At 67.1% G+C, this 17,685-nt stretch carries 19 protein-coding genes; 11 read left to right on the top strand and 8 right to left on the bottom strand.

Annotated elements, in window-relative coordinates; genetic code table 11:
* Nucleotides 1–23: 23 nt before the first annotated feature.
* Complete coding sequence (locus ISP25_RS18525; RefSeq protein ID WP_404615921.1) at nucleotides 24–3,224, bottom strand: ligand-binding sensor domain-containing diguanylate cyclase; 3,201 nt, start codon at nucleotides 3,222–3,224, stop codon at nucleotides 24–26.
* A gap of 163 nt (nucleotides 3,225–3,387) precedes the next feature.
* Between ISP25_RS18525 and dapD the strand changes: the two genes are divergently transcribed.
* Genes dapD through ISP25_RS18555 form a run of 6 tightly spaced genes read left to right on the top strand, consistent with a single transcriptional unit; the run spans nucleotide 3,388 to nucleotide 8,723 of the window.
* A complete protein-coding gene (gene dapD / locus ISP25_RS18530) occupies nucleotides 3,388–4,215 on the top strand; it encodes a 2,3,4,5-tetrahydropyridine-2,6-dicarboxylate N-succinyltransferase (RefSeq protein WP_404615922.1) in 828 nt (275 codons plus the stop codon).
* On the top strand, nucleotides 4,212–4,568 hold the full coding sequence (locus ISP25_RS18535) for a Spx/MgsR family RNA polymerase-binding regulatory protein (protein ID WP_192156762.1): 357 nt from the start codon (nucleotides 4,212–4,214) through the stop codon (nucleotides 4,566–4,568). Before dapD ends, ISP25_RS18535 begins: the two co-directional genes overlap by 4 nt.
* A 3-nt stretch (nucleotides 4,569–4,571) precedes the next feature.
* Nucleotides 4,572–5,069, top strand: coding sequence for a DUF2165 family protein (locus ISP25_RS18540; RefSeq protein ID WP_404615923.1), 498 nt, complete (start codon nucleotides 4,572–4,574; stop codon nucleotides 5,067–5,069).
* Between the two features lie 3 nt (nucleotides 5,070–5,072).
* Entirely contained in the window at nucleotides 5,073–6,137 is a 1,065-nt protein-coding gene (locus ISP25_RS18545; RefSeq protein ID WP_404615924.1) for a VIT1/CCC1 transporter family protein, read from the top strand.
* Nucleotides 6,138–6,187: 50 nt separating this feature from the next.
* Nucleotides 6,188–7,324 (top strand): succinyl-diaminopimelate desuccinylase, encoded by a 1,137-nt coding sequence (dapE, locus tag ISP25_RS18550; protein ID WP_404615925.1) that lies wholly within the window; start codon nucleotides 6,188–6,190, stop codon nucleotides 7,322–7,324.
* A gap of 22 nt (nucleotides 7,325–7,346) precedes the next feature.
* The gene (locus ISP25_RS18555; RefSeq protein ID WP_404615926.1) at nucleotides 7,347–8,723 is read left to right on the top strand and encodes an MBL fold metallo-hydrolase; all 1,377 of its coding nucleotides are present in this window, start codon (nucleotides 7,347–7,349) and stop codon (nucleotides 8,721–8,723) included.
* Nucleotide 8,724: 1 nt separating this feature from the next.
* Here the strand turns inward: ISP25_RS18555 and ISP25_RS18560 are convergent, their stop codons facing one another.
* Nucleotides 8,725–9,555 (bottom strand): DUF6597 domain-containing transcriptional factor, encoded by an 831-nt coding sequence (locus ISP25_RS18560; protein WP_404615927.1) that lies wholly within the window; start codon nucleotides 9,553–9,555, stop codon nucleotides 8,725–8,727.
* A 141-nt stretch (nucleotides 9,556–9,696) separates the two neighbouring features.
* On the opposite strand from ISP25_RS18560, the gene ISP25_RS18565 reads away from it, so the two are divergent.
* Nucleotides 9,697–10,083, top strand: a complete 387-nt coding sequence (locus tag ISP25_RS18565; protein ID WP_404615928.1) for a DUF3224 domain-containing protein — start codon at nucleotides 9,697–9,699, stop codon at nucleotides 10,081–10,083.
* 7 nt (nucleotides 10,084–10,090) lie between these two features.
* Here the strand turns inward: ISP25_RS18565 and ISP25_RS18570 are convergent, their stop codons facing one another.
* Nucleotides 10,091–10,897 carry a phosphodiester glycosidase family protein gene (locus ISP25_RS18570; protein WP_192156746.1) on the bottom strand — a complete coding sequence of 269 codons (807 nt, stop codon included), beginning with the start codon at nucleotides 10,895–10,897 and terminating at the stop codon, nucleotides 10,091–10,093.
* A 97-nt stretch (nucleotides 10,898–10,994) separates the two neighbouring features.
* Between ISP25_RS18570 and ISP25_RS18575 the strand changes: the two genes are divergently transcribed.
* Nucleotides 10,995–11,483: an NUDIX hydrolase gene (locus tag ISP25_RS18575; RefSeq protein WP_404615929.1), complete on the top strand. Its 489-nt coding sequence runs from the start codon at nucleotides 10,995–10,997 to the stop codon at nucleotides 11,481–11,483.
* Nucleotides 11,484–11,662: 179 nt separating this feature from the next.
* Here ISP25_RS18575 and ISP25_RS18580 read toward each other — a convergent pair whose 3' ends face one another.
* Together ISP25_RS18580 and ISP25_RS18585 are read right to left on the bottom strand one after the other, a co-directional pair.
* Entirely contained in the window at nucleotides 11,663–11,893 is a 231-nt protein-coding gene (locus ISP25_RS18580; RefSeq protein WP_404615930.1) for a helix-turn-helix domain-containing protein, read from the bottom strand.
* A gap of 7 nt (nucleotides 11,894–11,900) precedes the next feature.
* Nucleotides 11,901–12,416 (bottom strand): DUF2975 domain-containing protein, encoded by a 516-nt coding sequence (locus tag ISP25_RS18585; RefSeq protein ID WP_404615931.1) that lies wholly within the window; start codon nucleotides 12,414–12,416, stop codon nucleotides 11,901–11,903.
* A gap of 53 nt (nucleotides 12,417–12,469) precedes the next feature.
* On the opposite strand from ISP25_RS18585, the gene ISP25_RS18590 reads away from it, so the two are divergent.
* The 3 genes from ISP25_RS18590 to ISP25_RS18600 are packed head-to-tail and all read left to right on the top strand — an operon-like array spanning nucleotide 12,470 to nucleotide 14,489.
* Nucleotides 12,470–13,840, top strand: a complete 1,371-nt coding sequence (locus ISP25_RS18590) for a retropepsin-like aspartic protease family protein (RefSeq protein WP_404615932.1) — start codon at nucleotides 12,470–12,472, stop codon at nucleotides 13,838–13,840.
* The gene (locus ISP25_RS18595; protein ID WP_404615933.1) at nucleotides 13,837–14,067 is read left to right on the top strand and encodes a hypothetical protein; all 231 of its coding nucleotides are present in this window, start codon (nucleotides 13,837–13,839) and stop codon (nucleotides 14,065–14,067) included. The genes ISP25_RS18590 and ISP25_RS18595 overlap by 4 nt, the downstream gene beginning before the upstream one ends.
* 44 nt (nucleotides 14,068–14,111) lie before the next feature.
* Nucleotides 14,112–14,489, top strand: coding sequence for an ACT domain-containing protein (locus ISP25_RS18600; protein WP_404615934.1), 378 nt, complete (start codon nucleotides 14,112–14,114; stop codon nucleotides 14,487–14,489).
* A gap of 143 nt (nucleotides 14,490–14,632) precedes the next feature.
* On the opposite strand, the gene ISP25_RS18605 is transcribed toward ISP25_RS18600, so the two are convergent.
* From ISP25_RS18605 to ISP25_RS18615, 3 genes are all read right to left on the bottom strand, one after another.
* Nucleotides 14,633–15,106 carry a hypothetical protein gene (locus ISP25_RS18605; RefSeq protein WP_192156723.1) on the bottom strand — a complete coding sequence of 158 codons (474 nt, stop codon included), beginning with the start codon at nucleotides 15,104–15,106 and terminating at the stop codon, nucleotides 14,633–14,635.
* A 97-nt stretch (nucleotides 15,107–15,203) separates the two neighbouring features.
* On the bottom strand, nucleotides 15,204–15,626 hold the full coding sequence (locus ISP25_RS18610; RefSeq protein ID WP_404615935.1) for an FKBP-type peptidyl-prolyl cis-trans isomerase: 423 nt from the start codon (nucleotides 15,624–15,626) through the stop codon (nucleotides 15,204–15,206).
* 39 nt (nucleotides 15,627–15,665) lie between these two features.
* Complete coding sequence (locus tag ISP25_RS18615; protein ID WP_404615936.1) at nucleotides 15,666–17,528, bottom strand: 3'-5' exonuclease; 1,863 nt, start codon at nucleotides 17,526–17,528, stop codon at nucleotides 15,666–15,668.
* Nucleotides 17,529–17,685 lie beyond the last annotated feature (157 nt).

The raw sequence follows: 17,685 nt of genomic DNA on the forward strand, positions 1-17,685 counted from the left end.
GGTTGAGGTGGTGGAGAGGCTGTTCACTTCATCGCCTCCTGCGGTCCCGCGCCAGCCCATGACGCCAGGATGGGAAGCGGCCCAGGCCCGGGCAGGCGGGCAAGCGCTTCCCGCAGCGCATCGGCGGTGTCGCCAGCCGGCGACGGAGTGGCCACCGGGGGAACGCCGGCCCAGGCATTGCGGCCTTGCCGCTTGGCCGCGTACAGGCACTCGTCGGCGAGGTTCACTACTTGTTCCCAGCGGAGTTTTTCCGGTTCGCCGGCAAAGAACGGGTAGTTGGCGAAGCCGATCGAGCAGGTGAGGTGCACGTGCTCGCCGTTGCCCAGGTCGAAGCGCTCGGCGGCCACGGCCGCACGGATGCGTTCGGCGAACTGCGGCCCGGCGTCCGGCGGGGCGGACCGGGCCAGGATCAGGAATTCCTCGCCACCCATGCGCACAGGCGTGTCGGCACCACGGGTGGCCGACAGCAGCATGTCGCGGAACTGCTGCAGCACGCGGTCGCCGCTGGAGTGGCCCCAGGTGTCGTTGACCCGCTTGAAGTGGTCGATGTCCACCATCAGGAACAACAGGTGCATCGGCGGCAGGCCATGCATCAGCGCGTCCTGGTGATATCTGCGTGCGCTGGCCAGGTCGGGCTCGATGTGCTCGCTGAGGTAGCGGCGGTTCTTCAGGCCGGTGAGCGGATCGATGAGAACCTGCCGGGCGAGCGCTTCATTGGCCTGTTGCAATGCTTCGTTGGCCTGCGCCAACTCGGCGGTACGTTGCGTGACCAGCGTTGCCAGCGCGCGGTTGCGCCGACGCAGCGCCGTCGAGCGCCAGTGCACGAGCTGGGCCAGCACCAGCAAGGCCGAAGCGATCCATAACAGCCAGGCCCAGGTAGAGCGGTACCACGGCGGCAGGATGCGGAAGTCGAACGTGGCCTCGCGGCCCTGCTGGCCATAGACGTTGCGCGCACGCACGTGGAAGCGGTAATGGCCATCGGGGAGATTGGTGTAGTCGCGGTAGGTGCTTTCGCTCCATGCCGACCAGTCGCGATCAAGCCCCTGCAGCCAGACCTGGTAGCGGGTGGCGTCGGACAGGGTATAGCTGGGCAGGGCGAACTCGAAGCGGATCGAGTTCTGTTCCCAGGGTATGTCGGGCGAACCGGCTGTCGCGAAGTTGTCGGCGAACAGTACGTGATTATCCGGACCGGTCGCGCGGCGCAGCAACGTGCTCAGTTGTGCGTCCTGCGGTATGACGCGCGTGGAGTCGTAACGGAACAGGCCCGCGTCGCCACTCATCCACAGAATGCCGTCGGCGTCGTCCAGGAGCGCGGAAATGTTGGTCCCCGCCAGCGGCTGCAGCGGGGCGGCCTTCCAACGCCAGCCTCGGGCGGTATGCACGGCATGGCGGACCTCTTTCAATCCGCCGCCGTGGCCGGTGTACATCCACAATTCGCCGTTGCTGTTCTGATGCAGTGCATCGATCTGCGGCGGCCCATCCGGGAACAGGTCGGCGAGCGCGGGGTCGGGTCCGAAGCGATTGCTTCGTTCGTCGAATCGATAGATGCCGTGCGCGGTGGTGAAGTGCAACGTGCCGTCGATGACGACGATATCGTTCTGCTCGGCGGGCAGCCCCGCCTCGTTGCCGTAGCGCTCGATCTTGAGGGTCCGGGGATCGCCGGGCCCCTGCCAGTCCGGCGGCAGGCTCAGGCGAATCGCGCCGCCGCCCCACAGGCTCAGCCATACATGGCCCGCTGCATCCTGCCGGATGGTGCGCACTTCGTTCCGCACGCCGGGGATGTGGCCCTCGTCGACCCAATGATTGTTCTCGTATTTCAGCGTGCTGACGCCGTCCGTGCGGCCCACGAAGACGCGCGAGGGATCGGTGGTGGATTGCCGCAGGGAAAGCGCGGTGATCGAGAGCTGGGACTGTTGCGGAGCTAGCAGCTGTTGGAACGTGCCGCCGGAAGCGGCGAACACCCCGCTGTCGCTGGCGATCAGCATCTGGTCGCCGATCTCGGCGAAACCCCAGATGACTCCTGGCACCTGCGTCACATCCTCGAAATGGGGGTTGGTGCCGCTCGCCAGGCGATACAAGCCTTCGGTGGACCCTGCGTAAAGCGTGCCGGCATGGCGATGCAATGCCTGCACGCTGCCCGGCAGTCCGCTGGACCGGTCGAAGATGGTCAGCGGACTGCCGATGTCGATGCGGGTGATGCCGTAGCCGCCGGCAATCCAGAGGCCGCCCTCGCGATCCTGCATCAGCGCCAGCACCGCATTCGAGGTCAGGCCGCTGTCGCGGGTCAGGGTGCGCAACAGATGGCCTTGTGCGTCGAGCAGGAGCAGGCCGCTGCGCAAGGTGCCGACGGCGAGCCGGCCGTCGGCCAGTCGGATGGCATCATACAACTGGCCTTGCCGGACCGCGTCGTCAGCCTCGGTAGTCCAGGGATGCCATGCGCCGCCATGGCTGACGAACCAACCCTGCGTACGAGTGCCTGCCAAAAGGTCGCCTGGCTGTGCGCCCGGGCCGCGCCATGCCAGCAGCGCGTAGACTTTCTCGTTGGCAAAGCGCTCGCCGCCGGGTACCGGCACCAGCTTGTCGCCGTCCAGTTGCATGAGGCCCACGCCTGTCTCGCGGACGTAGAACCGGCCGTCAACCACGAAACTCGTATGGAAGACGGCTCGCGGCTTCCATGTTTGCATTGCGCCGTTGCGATAGCGGAACAGCGTCGTCGTCGTGACGAAGACCATGCCGTCGGCCGTGGAATGGGTGGCCCAGACGTCGGCGAAGTTGCGTTCGCTCGGCGGAATCCTGTCCCGCAAGGAAACGAAGGCCAGTTGCCCGGTGGCATCCGGCTTCAGATAGCCCAGGTCGCCCACGGTGCCCATGTACATGCGACCATCCGCGCCCAGCGCCAGCGAGCGCACGGTGGCTTGCTTGGGAGCGGGGATGTGTTGCCAGCGGGCGCCGTCCCAGACCAGCACGGTGCCATCGTCGTTGCCTACGTAGATCGCACCTTGCTTGTCCTGCGCCAGCGCCCAGTTCTGCGCGGCGCCGCCGTAGCTCTTGGGGCTGAAGCTGTGGATGTAGTGGCGCCCGCCTTCGTAGTGGGCTGCCGTCGCGGTGGCGGACAGCGCGGGTGCGATCCATGCCATGCCGGCCAGCAGGCAACACGCAACCAACGCCAGCGCGCGGGCGAGGCGTTGCATTTGCTTGTCTATGGCGGCGACCCTTTCATCCATTGCACCCTCGCGGCAGGCCGCGTGTTGGCTGGCTCTTCTCGCAAGGTCATATCGGCCGCCGGGCACGAATCTTGAGTGGGCTGGCGATGTCTGCCGGTTTCGCTACGCCGTGCGGGCGGGCACAATGGGCATTCCCCCGCGACGATTTGGACGTCCATTCGCCATGCAGAGCATTGAATCCCTGATCGACGACGCCTTCGAGCGCCGCAACGAGCTGACCCAGGCCGAGGTCGAAACCCATCTGCGCCCAGCGGTGGGACAGGTGCTGGACCTGCTCGAATCCGGCGAGCGCCGCGTGGCCGAGCCGAACGGGCAGGGCGGCTGGAACGTCAACCAGTGGCTGAAGAAGGCGGTGCTGCTGTACTTCCGCATCAACGGCAATCGCGTGGTCGACGGGGGCCCGGCGCTCGCTTTCGACAAGGTGCCCCTGCGCTTTGCCCACGGCAGCGACGCCGAACTCGAGGGTTTGGGCGCGCGCGTGGTGCCAGGCGCGCTGGTGCGCCGCGGCGCGCACATCGCGAAGGACGCGGTGTTGATGCCCAGCTACGTGAATATCGGCGCCCATGTCGGGTCTGGCACGATGGTGGACACCTGGGCCACGGTGGGTTCCTGCGCGCAGATTGGCGCGGGCGTGCACCTCTCCGGCGGGGTCGGGATCGGCGGTGTGCTTGAGCCGCTGCAGGCCAGTCCCACCATCATCGAGGACCACTGTTTCATCGGTGCGCGCTCGGAAGTGGTCGAGGGCGTGGTGGTGGAGAAGGGCAGCGTGATCGGCATGGGGGTGTTCCTGGGCCAGTCCACCCGCATCTACAACCGCGCCACCGGCGAAACCAGCTACGGCCGCGTGCCGGCCGGCAGCGTGGTGGTGGCCGGCAGTCTGCCTGCGAAGGACGGTTCGCACAGCCTGTACGCCGCGATCATCGTGAAGCAGGTGGACGAGAAGACCCGGGGCAAGACCTCGATCAACGAATTGCTGCGGAGCGGCGAATGAGCACGACCGTCTACGGCCTGTCCACCTGCGACACCTGCCGCAAGGCGCGCAACTGGCTGGACCGCTTTACGGTGCCCTACACGTTCGTGGACTACCGCGCCAACCCGGTACCGGCGGCCACACTGAAGACCTGGGCTCAGCAGCTCGGCGGCTGGGAGGCGCTGGTCAACAAGTCCTCCACCACCTGGCGCAGCCTGTTGCCACAGCGCAAGAACCCCGGCACCGATCCCGAGTGGACCCTGCTGCTGAAGGAATACCCGGCACTGATCCGCCGCCCGGTGGTGCTGCAGGAAGACGGCAGCGTCAGCGTCGGTTTCAGCGACAACGGTTTCAAGAAACTGTTCGGTCGCTGACGGATGCTCCTGCGCCTGTGCAAGATCGCGGTGCTGGCGGCGATCGCGCTGTGGATCGCGCTGGTGGCCTTCGGCAACCTCAGCGACTACGGCAGCAACTGGCCGTTCGTGCAACATGTGCTGGCGATGGACACGGTCTTCCCCGACGCACACATCCGTTACCGCGCCATCCATTCGCCGCTGCTGCAGCATGTGGCCTACGCGCTGATCATCGCGGTCGAGGTGTTGGCCGCCCTGCTGTGCTGGCTGGGCACGTGGCAGCTGTGGCGCGCCCGGCGGGGCACGGCCGCGGCGTTCCAGCGCGCCAAGCGCATGGCCGTGCTGGGGCTGTCTGCCGGCGTGCTGCTGTGGCTGGGCGGCTTCGTGGCGATCGGCGGCGAGTGGTTCGGTATGTGGATGTCCAGCCAGTGGAACGGCATCGCCAGCGCGTTCCGCTTCACCATCGTGCTGCTGGCGATGTTGCTGTGGCTGGGCCAGCGCGACGACGAACTGGAAGGCTGACGCATGAGCGACCACCGCATCCGCCACTACCGCATCAATCTGCGCATCGAGCGCGACAACGCCGCCTTGTACACGCGGCTGGCCGGGCTGGCTGCCGACCCGCGGCTGGCGCGTGCGTACCGGCGCATCGCGGAGGGCGAACAGGTCAACGCGGCCTTTTGGGAATCGCGCCTGCGCGCATCGGGCGCCGCCGTGCCGTCGCCACGCATCGGTCTGCGCATACGGGTGCTGGGCTGGTTCGCGCAGGCTTTCGGCACCGAATTCGTGATGCCCACCGTGGTGCGGCTGGAACATGCCGACCACGACGAGACGCCGGTGGACCGTAGCGGCCACCGTGACCACTTCCTGCCGCCGCACCTGCGCACCGCGCGCGGCCACAGCCACCGGGCGCAGAGCGGCAACACGCTGCGCGCCGCCGTGCTGGGCGCCAATGACGGGCTGGTTTCCAACGTCAGCCTGGTGATGGGCATGGCCGGTGCCGCCGCCAGCGACCGCGCCGTATTGCTGGCCGGCCTGGCCGGGCTGGTCGCCGGCGCCTGCTCGATGGCGCTGGGCGAGTGGCTGAGCGTGAACAGCTCGCGCGAGTTCTACCAGGCGCAGATCACCGAGCGGGCGGAGCGCCTCGCGGTGGCGCCCGAGGACGGTGTGAGCCATATCGCCGGCATCTATCGCGAAAAGGGCCTGGGCCACGCCGAGGCCGAACACCTGGCCGAGCATCTCACCGAGACGCCGCGCGCCGCGCTGGATACCGTGGTGCGCGAGGACCTTGGCGTCGATCCCTCCGAACTGGGTGGCTCGGCCTGGAGTGCGGCGATCTCCTCGTTCTGCCTGTTCGCGTTCGGCGCCGCGTTTCCGGTGGCGCCGTACCTGTTCCTGCGCGGACATGCCGCGTTGCTTGGGAGTGCCGCTGCCGCCGCAGTGGGGCTGGCATTGATTGGCACGGGGACGTCGCTGTTCACCGGACGCAGCATGCTGTTTTCGATCGCGCGCCAATTCGCCATCACGGTGGCTGCGGCGGCGATCACCTACGGTGTGGGGCACCTGCTCGGCACGGTGATCGCCGGCTAGGAACGGCTTGCTATGCTGCTGAGTCACGAATGCCTGCGGTGGCCTGTTTCATGTCCGATGTCCTCGACCTTGCCTGCGAACTGATCCGCCGCCGCTCGGTGACGCCGGAAGATGCCGGCTGCCAGGCGCTGCTGGCCGCACGCCTGCAGCGCGTGGGCTTCCGCATCGAGCACCTGCGCCACGGCGAGGTGGACAATCTGTGGGCCGTGCATGGTGCCGGTGGACCGACGCTTGCCTTCCTCGGCCACACGGACGTGGTGCCGAGCGGGCCGGAAACATCGTGGCAAAGCGCGCCGTTCGAACCGTCGATCCGCGAAGGAAAGTTGTACGGACGTGGTGCCGCCGACATGAAAGGTTCCGTGGCGGCGATGACCGTGGCGCTGGAGCACTTCGTTTCGACGCATCCCGGGCATGCCGGCCGCGTGGCGCTGCTGCTGACCAGCGACGAGGAAGGTCCGACCAACCTCGACGGTGTGCGCAAGGTAGCCGAAGGTTTCCGCGTCCGCGGCGAACGCATCGACTGGTGCGTGGTGGGCGAACCCTCGGCGAAGGAGAAGCTCGGCGACCTGATCCGCGTGGGACGACGCGGCTCGCTCTCGGGCACGCTTGCGGTGCGCGGCGTGCAGGGCCATGTGGCCTATCCCGAGAAGGCGCTGAATCCCATCCACGTCTTCGCGCCGGCCCTGGCGGCGCTCGCCGCCGAACGCTGGGACCAGGGTAACGCCGATTTCCCGCCCACCTCGTTCCAGGTCTCCAACCTCAACGCGGGCACCGGCGCGACCAACGTCATCCCGGGCGAGCTCACCGCACTCATCAACTTTCGCTACTGCACCGCGAGTCGCGCCGAGGACCTGCGCGCGCGCACCGAATCCATCCTCGCGCAGCACGGCCTGAACTACACGCTGGCGTGGAACCTCTCCGGCGAACCCTTCCTCACGCCGCCTGGCGGCCGCCTGCGCGAAACCGTGGTGGCGGTGTGTCGCGAACTGTGCGGCACGGAGCCCGAGCAAACCACCGGGGGCGGCACTTCGGACGGCCGTTTCATCGCGCCGCTGGGTGCGGAAGTGGTGGAGCTCGGCCCGGTCAACGCCACCATCCACAAGGTGGACGAGTGCGTGGACGTCGCCGAGCTGGAGCGCCTGCCGGCCTTGTATCAGGCGATCTGCGAGCGGATGCTGGCGATCTGACTACGCGACAGACGGAGGCGGTATGCGTATCGAGTTCCACGGTGCGGCAGGCGGCGAGGTCACCGGCTCATGCCATCTCATCGAAGCGGCGGGCAGGCGTATCCTGCTCGATTGCGGCATGGTGCAGGGCGGCCGTGAGGCGGACGCGCGCAACGCCGAGCCGTTCGCGTTCGATCCGGCCTCCATCGATGCGCTGGTCATCAGCCATGCGCACATCGACCACATCGGCCGCGTACCGCAGCTGGTCAAGCGCGGCTTCAAGGGCCCGATCTATGCGCAGGCAGCCACCTGCGACCTGTTTCCCATCATGCTGCTCGACGCCGCCTCGTTGTCCGAACACAACGCCGAGCGCACGAACCGCGAACACGCACCCGGCCAGCCCGAGGTCGCGCCGCTCTACACCGCCGCCGATGTCATCGCCGCGCAAGCGCAACTGCATCCGCTGCCCTACGAAACCGACACGGACATCCTCCCCGGCGTGACGCTGCGCCTGCACGAGGCGGGGCACATCCTCGGTTCGGCGATGCTGGAGCTGCGCGCGGACAGCCGTTCGATGCTGTTCACCGGCGACCTCGGCATGCGCGGCACACCCATCCTGCGCGACCCGGCACCGGCACCGCGCACCGATCTGATCCTGATGGAATCCACCTACGGCGACCGCAACCACAAGGATCGCGCCGCCACCGTGGCCGAGCTGGGTCAGATCCTCGCCGCGGCGCGTGCCGACGGCGGCAACGTGGTGATCCCCGCGTTCGCGGTGGGGCGCAGCCAGGAGTTGCTCTATTGGTTCGCCGAACACTTCGAAGACTGGAACCTCGCGCCGTGGACGATCTTCCTCGACAGCCCGATGGCGGCCAAGGTGATGGCGGTCTACGACCACCACGAAGAATTGTTCGACGCCGAGGCCGCGAAGGTCTGGCAGGGGCGCATCAAGCCATTCAAGCTGCCTAACCTGCGCGTCAGCGCGGGCGTGGAGGACAGCAAGGCGATCAACCGCATCCATGGCGGCGCCATCGTCATCGCCGGCTCCGGCATGGCCAACGGCGGGCGCGTGCGCCATCACCTGGCCAACAACCTCGCCTTCGCGCGCAATCACGTGATCTTCGTGGGCTACCAGGCCGCCGGCACGCTGGGCCGGCTGCTGGTCAACGGCGTGAAGCAGGTGCGCCTGTTCGGCGAGGAGATTACGGTGCGCGCGCGCATCCATACCGTGGGCGGTCTGTCCGCGCATGCCGACCAGCAAGGCTTGCTGGAGTGGTACGGCGACAGCCCCAACCATCCGCCGGTGGCGCTGGCGCATGGCGAGAACCCCGCACGCGAAGCGCTGGCGGCGATGCTGAAGCAGCGCTTCGGTACCACGGTAACGCTGTCGCAGCCGGGCATGCGGCTGGAGGTCTGACTCAATCCGCGTGCTGGCGCCGCGCGTAATCCGCCGGTGCGCAACCGACCAGGCGGCGGAAGTCGCGGATGAAATGCGCCTGGTCGTAGTAGCCGAGGGCCAGCGCCAGCTCGGTCCAGGCCAGCTCGCGGCCAGCTTGCAATTGCGCCACCGCTTCGTGCAGGCGATAGCGTGCAATCACCCATTTCGGACTGACTCCCACGTAGTCGCGGAACAGCCGCTGCAGGGCGCGCAGGCCCATGCCGGCGCGCTCGGCCAGTTGCTCGGCGCGTAGCAGTTCGCGATCGTTCGCTGCCTGCGCTACCAGGGCGCGAGCCTGCACTGCGAGCGGGTCGGGAGCGGGCGCCGTCGCCAACAACAGAGGTTCGACCAGGGCCACCATCGCGGCGATGTCAGTGCAGGCGGGAATGGCGGGCACGACGTCGTCGATGCCGGCTCCGAATACTTCGCGGGCGTGCAACGAGCGATTCGCCAACGCGCCTACCGATCCGCGCAGGAAGGCGTGAAAGCCGCCTGCGGCGAACTTCACTCCAAACACCGTTTCGCAGCCTTCCATCGAGCGACGGTAGCGACCCTCATGCACGCCCCATACTCTCGCTTCGCCGCGTTCCAGCACCAGGTGCACGTTCGGGTGCGGCAGCGTCTCCTGCTGTTGCGGCGGACGACCGCGCAGGTCCCAGCGCACGCACCAATAGTGTTCGACGAAGGCGGCCAGCGCTGGCGTGGGCGCCTGCCGTGCATGCCCGAACGCGCCATCGCCGAGGCGCATGTGCAGCACACCGCGCGGCGCATCGGTGGCGATGGAGTCGGTGTGTCGCGTTTTTCCAATCATCGGCGGCGGGGCGGTGCTGGAATGTGCAGGTGCCAGCCACGATCATCGCAGAGGCTTCGCCACGACACGATGGTTTCGTCGCAGCCCTGTCTCGCCACCCGGTCTCGTCGCAGCGGCCGCCACCCCTATGGAGGATTCACCATGCAAGCCAGCGGCATCTTCACGGTAAAACTCGAACCGCAATCGCCTGCACATGCCGACAGCGGGTTGGGCCGCATGGGCATCGACAAGCGGTTCAGCGGTGACCTCAAGGCGCACAGCCTGGGCGAAATGCTGGCTTACCGCAGCGCGGTGGACGGTTCGGCAGGTTACGTCGCGATGGAGCGCGTGGCGGGCGCGCTGCACGGCCGGCATGGCACATTCGTGCTGCAGCATTCGGGCACGATGGATCGCGGCGCTTCCGCGTTGCTGGTGAGCGTGGTGCCGGACTCGGGCACCGAAGAATTGTCCGGATTGACCGGCACGCTGGCGATCCACATCGATGCGCAGGGCGGTCACTCGTACACGTTCGACTACCAGCTGCCGTGATGCGGAATCACTGCGGCACGAATACCGCGAAGATGCCCGCATAGGGCTTCACGAGAAAGGCCGGTGCGCCGGCATAGCCTTCGCCTTCCACGAAGATCTGCGAGATGCTGCCGTCGAGATACAGCGCGTCGCGGCAGCCGAGCTTGTCGCGGAACAACCGCGCGAAGCCGTGGAAATTCACTGGTACTTCGCTCACCGCAAAGACCACTTCGGTGGGCGATTTCGCGCATACCCCGCTGCGCCACTTCAGACTGCCCGAGTCGTCCACGAAATTGGGGTTGAGCTGGCCGTCGATGACCAGCATCGGGCCGGACTGGGTGGCCCAGCGCACCGGCTTGCCGTCGGCCTTGAACGCCGCGCTGGTGCGCACCGCCGCGTGGCCGTCGGGGTAGATCGCGAACACGCCGTTCGGCAGCAGCGAAAAGTTGCCCGAGGCCGGGTTGCCGTGCGCCATGTTCAGCGGCACCAGCGTCTTGCCGTCTTCCACGTACAGGCCCAGCGGCTTGCTCTGGCGGTCGTAGATGCCGGCGTTGGCAGCGAACAGCAGGTGCTGGCCGCGCGACTCGCCCCACTGTTGCAGGGTTTCGACATCGCCAAAGGCATCGCCGCTGTCCGGGTCGCGCCAATGCAGGCTGAGCGGATCATGCTTCAGATCAAGCGACACCACGCGATAGTTCTGTCCGTCGAACACCAGTTCGCGACTCACCGGTATGCGCGACGACGCGCCGCAGGCGGCCGTGCCGGCGAGCAGCGCCAGCAACACGAACTGGCGGGGGAAACAGGCAGCGAAGCGGGAGCGAAACGTCGTGCACATCTGCCGATGGTCGCATGCCCGGTGCGGGTCGATGCAAGCCTGCGGCGCGGCCGCGTTGGCAGACGCTAGAATGGCCGCTTTCCCCAGCAATTTCGCCATGCCCTATACGCCCATCGTCGCCACCCTTGGCTACGTGCTTTCGCCCGACCGTGGCCAGGTGCTGATGATCCACCGCAACGCACGGCCCGACGACCAGCACCTCGGCAAATACAACGGCCTCGGCGGCAAGATGGAGCCGGGAGAGGACATCGCTGCCTGCATGCGCCGCGAGATTCGCGAGGAGGCCGGCATCGAATGCCTCTCCATGCAGTTGCGCGGCACGCTCAACTGGCCCGGCTTCGGCAAGCGGGGCGAGGACTGGCTGGGTTTCATCTTCCTGATCGACCGCTACGAGGGCACGCCGCTGGCGAGCAACCCCGAAGGCACGCTGGAATGGGTGGCGCGCGACAAACTGATGGAACTGCCGATGTGGGAGGGCGATCGCCACTTCCTGCCGCTGGTGTTCGACGACGACGCACGCCCTTTCCATGGCGTGATGCCATATAAGGAAGGGCGCATGCAGTCGTGGTCGTACACGCGCTTGTGAGCGGAACGCCGGTGATTCGCATTGTCGCCGTGGTGATCTGCGACGGCTAGGGCGACCTTCCGCACCCGCGCGCGAATTGCGCGAGGAACTGGGTTGTACCCTGGACCGGTTCGGCACGTTCCCTCTGCCGTGCCAATGAGCTGATTGCCGTTGCCGGGACTCCGGACCGACTTTCCAGCCTAATTGCCGCTTTTTTCCGTTTCGTCGTCGGGCACCCAGACCAGCAGGTCGCCGGGCTGGCATTGCAGGAATTCGCAGATCTTCCCCAGCGTCTCGAAGCGCACGCCGCGCACGTGCCCGGATTTGAGCAGCGACAGGTTGGATTCCGTGATGCCCACGAACTGGGCCAGGTCGCGCGAGCGGATCTTGCGCAGCGCGAGCATCACGTCGAGTCGGACGACTATGGCCATTGGCGCCTCACACGATCGAGCGGCTGTCGTCTTCGAGGCGTGCTGCTTCGTCGAACAGTCGCGCCACGAGGAAAAACACCGCCGTGATCAGCAATGCCAGCAGGTCGCCGCCGTCGAATGTCAGCGTGGCGGCATGGCGGCCCGCCTGGCGGGCCGCGGCAATGGCGGCGAACGCCGGCAGCACGACGCGTAGCGCGGCCGCCAACGCCAGCAGGCCGGCGAAGTGGCGGAAGTGGCGCGTCGCCGCCGGCGCGAACAGGGCGTGTTCCCGCACTTGGCCCAGCATGCGCGCCAATTCGATCAGGGCGGCGGCGCTGACCAGGGCCAACACCAGCACGATGCCGGCAGCCCAGGCATGGGGCAGGTCGCTGCCGGTCAAGATGGCGGCGACCGGTGCCGTGGCGCCCGGCGGCACCAGCACGCCGACCACGGTGACGAGCACGCAGGCGGCGGCGCCCACCCAGGCGGCCAGGCGCAGGATGCGAGCGGTCCTGACGATGTTTGAATTTGTTGTTGATCGCATAATTATTTCTGTAATACGATAAATTATGTTCATGAGACAGTGGTGAATCTAGCATGCCGTACCGGTTCGTTCGTGCGTGGGGTTGCCGCGGGGCGGCGCTCGTCGTCGGCATGCTGCTGTCGCTGGGCGGCGCCAGCGTCAGCGTGATGGCGGTGCAGGCGTCACCGATGCCGCCCGAGCCAGTCGCCAGCGTGGAGTCGATGCTGGCTGCGCCAGCGCAGGAGATCTTCGCCTTGCGCACGGCCTTGCCGCAGATCGAACCTCCGCTGGCGCTGCTGGCCCGGGCGCGCGTCGCAGCGGCACGATTGGACGGCAGGCGATCGGCGCAACTGGTGGAACAGTTCCTCGCCACCGGCGAAGCGTCCGATCCGCGGCAGCGCGCCATCGCCTGGGAAATCGCCGCCGACGCTGCCTTCGCCGATGGCGATTACGCACGTGCGGCCAAGGCGGCGCAGCAACTACAAGCCGCATTGGTGGCATCCCGCGCCGACGCGGCGGAGCAGGCCGGCGCCGCCCAGACGGCGGCGATGGCCGTGCAATTGGCCGCATTGCCGATGCAGCAGAAGGTCGCATACCAGCCGAAGGCGGAACCGGTGCGCAGGGACAAGGTGGGGTTGCCGCGTGCGACGGCGAGCATCGACGGTCGCGTGCAGGAAGTAGTGCTGGATACTGGCGCCAACCTGTCCGTGCTGTCGTTGTCGACCGCGCGCCGGCTGGGCCTGCACCTGCAACAGGGCGGCGCCAGCGTGGGCAGTTCCAGTCGCGACGCGGTGGCGGTGCGCTTGGGCTTGGCCGATACCCTGAGCTTCGCCGGGCTCACCCTGCACGATGTGCCGTTCCTGGTGCTGGACGATGCGCAACTGGCCATGCCGGTGCCGGGCGGCTACCGGATCGATGCCATCCTGGGCTTCCCCGTGCTGCGTGCCTTGCAGCGGTTCCGCATCACGGCCGCCGGACGTCTGGAGCCGTCGCTGTCGACGGCGAATCCCGCGGCGGCGGAAACGGGAAACCTGCTGATGGTCGGCAACGACATGTACGTGCAGGCGAACGTCGGCGGTGCGTCGTCGATCGCGATGCATCTGGACAGCGGCGCGGCAAGTTCGGCGCTGTCCGCCGGTTTCGCCCGGCGCCATGCGGCGTTGCTGAAGGGCCTGCCGTCACGTCGCGCCCACGTGGCGGGCGCCGGCGGCGCGGTGGAGCGACGTACGACGATCTGGCCCGCCGTGCAGGTGAGCGTGGGCGACCGCGCGACGACATTGGCCCGCATGGACGTGGAACTGGCCGGCGATGCGGACACCGCACCGAATGTGCTTGGCGAGGACGTACTGGGCGCGTTCGAGTGGTGGTCGGTCGATTTCGGGCGGATGCGGCTGGAGCTCGGTCCGCCGAATCCAGAGGTGCCGCAGGCGAGGCATGTGCCATGAGCGTATCCCTGGCTACCGAACGCTCCTGCGGCGACACGCAGGCAACCCTTGCGGACAGGCTTGCGGTACTTCGGGTCGCTGGCGAAGTTGAACCCGATCCTGGCCGTGCGTTGGCGTGGTACCAGGAAACGCCCATCGCCCGGTTCGGTTCCTGCACGGCCGACGAACTGGTCAGGCTAGGGCGCGTGGCGGACGTGATGGCTTTCCTGCATTCGATAGCGAAATAGTATCCGGCGTTGCAATCCGCGTATCTCGGGTGGGCATGGACAAAATGATTGAACTGCAGGTGCTGGAGGGTCGCTATGGCATCGTTCGTCTGGACGGCGATGCGGCCATTCCGACGTGGGCCGATGGTGCGGGGTTTGTTTCGATCACCCGGAATGGCGATGAGTTGTCGATCACCTGCCGGGTCGAGCGGATCCCGGCGGGCGTCCGTGCCGACCTGGATTGGGTCTGCCTGAGGTTCGTGGGGCCATTCGCCTTTGGCGAAACGGGTATCGTGCTCTCCGTCGTGAAGCCACTGTCGGAAAACGGGTTGGGCGTTTTCCTCGTGTCCACGTTCGATGGCGATTGCCTGCTGCTCAAGTCGGAGGATCTGGAAGCCGGGAAACGACTGCTTGTCGCCGCAGGGCACACGGTCACCGGCTAGACCGGAAATTCCGCGGCAGTTTCCTTAAGGAATTGCACGAACCGATGTGGAGCGTGGGTATCGGCATCGCGGCCCACGCAACCGCTTTGGTGCCCGCTCGTGATCGAACATCGATTCCCGCATTGAGGCTGCGGCTAGCGCTGCTACCACCCGCGCCCATGGAATTGCCCCTGGCTCACGCCCACGGAGAAGCTGACGCCGCCGCTGGGGTGATCGCAGTCGCCAAGGTTCTTGGTGACGCTGACCGCGCCGCTCTGGTAGCTGCCGCTCGTGTGGTTGCCGGACATCACGCCCATGCCCACGTCGCCGTGCACCTGCGGCTGGTTGTAGGTGGAGTCGTCGCAGGTTTGCGATGCGCTGGCGGTATGGGTGTCGGCGTTGCCCATGCGACCGCTGGTATCGCCGTAGTACGCACCGGGAGCGCTGGCCGCGCCGGAACTGTTGGCGGGCTTGGCCGAGCTGCCGCTGGCGGCCGGCAGGTCGGAGGGCATGTTGTTGACCTGCGGCAGCTTGAGGTTGAGCGGCGGCGGCGCCTGGTTGGACGAGGTCTGCGCCCAGGCCGTGCCGGCGAGCAGGCAGGCGGCGAGCAGGGCAACGGCAGTGCGGGTGGTCTTCATGGGGAACTCCGGGGCTTGCCGCTTCCAACGCGCGAGCCGATGTTGGGGAATACAGGCTTGGACGCCGCGGTCGGCGGATGGTTCCGTGCGCTGCGGGTCAATGCACGCCCACCAGCTCGACCTCGAACACCAGCGTGGCGTTCGGTGGCACCGCGTCACCCGCGCCGCGGCTGCCATAGGCCAGTCGCGCCGGGATGACGAGGGTGCGTTTGCCGCCTACGTGCATGCCCTGGATGCCCTGGTCCCAGCCGGCGATCACTTCACCCGCGCCCAGCGTGAAGCTGATCGGCTCGCCGCTTTCCTCCGAGCTGTCGAACTCGGCGCCATGGTGGTCCTTCGCGCCAGCGTCGTACAGCCAACCGGTGTAATTCACCCGTACCACGTCGCCATCGCGCGCCACCGTGCCAGTGCCGACCACCAGGTCGGTTTTCTGCAGCAGGGTGACCTGATTCGTCGCCGGCGCGGGCAGCGGCGCGCCGGCAGCGAAGGCGAATGTGGCGGCGAGAAGCAGGCGGCGCATGACGGGATTCCCGGGTGAGGTGCGCGCAGTCTATCGGGATCAGTGCGCCAACTGCCCCTGTACCTGGTTGATCGAATCGCGGATGCGCTTGGAGAAAACGGAGTCGAGGTGGTGGATCAGCACCAGCCGTTCGGTGGCGCGGGTCATCGCCACGTAGAGCAGGCGCGCCTCGTCCACTTCGCGCTGGCCTTCGTGCGGCAGCGAGCCGAGGCCGGGCACGATCACGAAGGGGAATTCCAGGCCCTTGCAGGAGTGCATGGTGAGCAGCTTCACGCTGTCCTTCACCACGAACAGCGCCTGCTTGCCGCGCTCGTCGGCGAGGCTGGAGGGGATGTCGATGCGCGTCAGTGCCTCGTGCAGCTTCTCGCCTTCCCAGTTGTTGCGATAGATCACCGCCATGTCGCTCCACGGACGGCCGTGTGCGTGCTCGTCGCGCAACTGGGCGATCAAGGCATCGAGCTGGGCGCCGGCCGTGTCGGTGCGGATCAGCTCGGGCAGCGGGCCGCGGCGGCCGGCGCTTTCCGGGGCGATCAGCGGCACGCCGTCGTCGTCCTCGCTGCGTGCGGCGAGCAGTTCGCTGGCGAAATTGCGCGCCACCGCGAGGATCTCCAGCGTGTTGCGGTAGTTGAGCTTGAGGATGGTGGTGCGGCCCTGCGCCTGTACGCCCAGACTTTTCCAGCTGATGCGGCGGCGGTCGGCCTTGCCGTAGATGTTCTGCGCGTCGTCGTAAAGCACCAGCAGCGAGTTGGTGGCCGGGTCGATCATCTGCACGATGAGCTTGTACCAATCCGGCTCGAAGTCATGACCTTCGTCCACCAGCACGGCGCCGTACTGGAAGCGCGGGATCTGGCCCTTGTCCACGCCTTCGATCACCCGCTCCACCATCTGCTCGAAGAAGCGCTCGCCCTTGGGCGGCAGCTCCACGTGGTAGCTGGTGAGCATGCGCCGGCACCAGCGGTGGAAGTTGTATACCTGCACCTTGTCGCCGAGGCCGCGTTCGCCGATGAGTTCTTCCAGCCGTGCCGCCAGCGCCTTGTTGTAGCAGAGCACCAGGATCGGACGGCTCATCGAGCGCGCCAGCTGCATGGCACGGAAGCCGAGGATCATGGTTTTGCCGGAGCCCGCGACGCCGTGGATGATGCGGTGCTCGTCGCCCAGCGAGCGCGCCAGCTGCTCCTGCTGCGCATCCATCACCTTCACCAGTTCGGGGATTTCCAGCGGGCGCGCGTCCTTGCCCGCGGTGGCGAACAGGCCGAACTGGCCGCTGCCCGGTTCCACACGGATCTCGGGAAACAGGTGCCAGCGCACGCGGTCGATCTGCGGCAGGGTGAGCGCCACCGGGAACACCTGCGGGAACATCGCCCACAGCTGCTCCTGGAAGGCTTCGGAATCCACCGTCTCGTACAGGTCGTCCCGGCAGATCGCAAGATGAGCGGGGATCACCGCGTCCAATCCACCTTCCTCGAACTGCTTGCGGGTGATGTTGGCCAGCACCACACCGTAGCCCCAGGGCATGACCAGCTTGCCGGCGTAGCGATGGCCGTCCGGGTTGCGCAGCGCCGGATCGTTCTCCAGCACCACGCCGATTTCCAGCGCATAGGCCCGTGCCTGCAGCAGCGGGCTGGTTTCCTTGGCCAGCCCGCGCTCGGTGACCAGGGTGAACTGGGTCTTGTCGGCGTGGCGGATGGTGTCCGCCTTCCAGTCCTTCACTTCCAGCACCAGCAAGCCGCGGCGCGGATGGAATACCACGAAGTCGGGCTGGCGCTGCTTCAGCCCCACCGGTACGTCGTACCAGAGCAGGTAATCGTTTTCGAGCTTCTGTTCCAGCCGTTCGGATACGCGCTTCTCGCCGCCGGTCATGCGCGGCAGGCAGCTGTTGCGGGAGGGTATGAGGGTGGCCATGCCTGCTTCCGTGGAGGGCTTGCCGGAAAGTAGCCGAACGCTGCGGCCTGTCAACGGCGCCTTGCATCGGCCGCTTTGTGGGTGTCGTATGCTTGAAAATGTGAACTGCGTCTCAAGAATTCCGGGCTGAGGCCGATACGACTTCGATATCCCAGAC

This window comes from Rhodanobacter hydrolyticus (assembly GCF_044904645.1).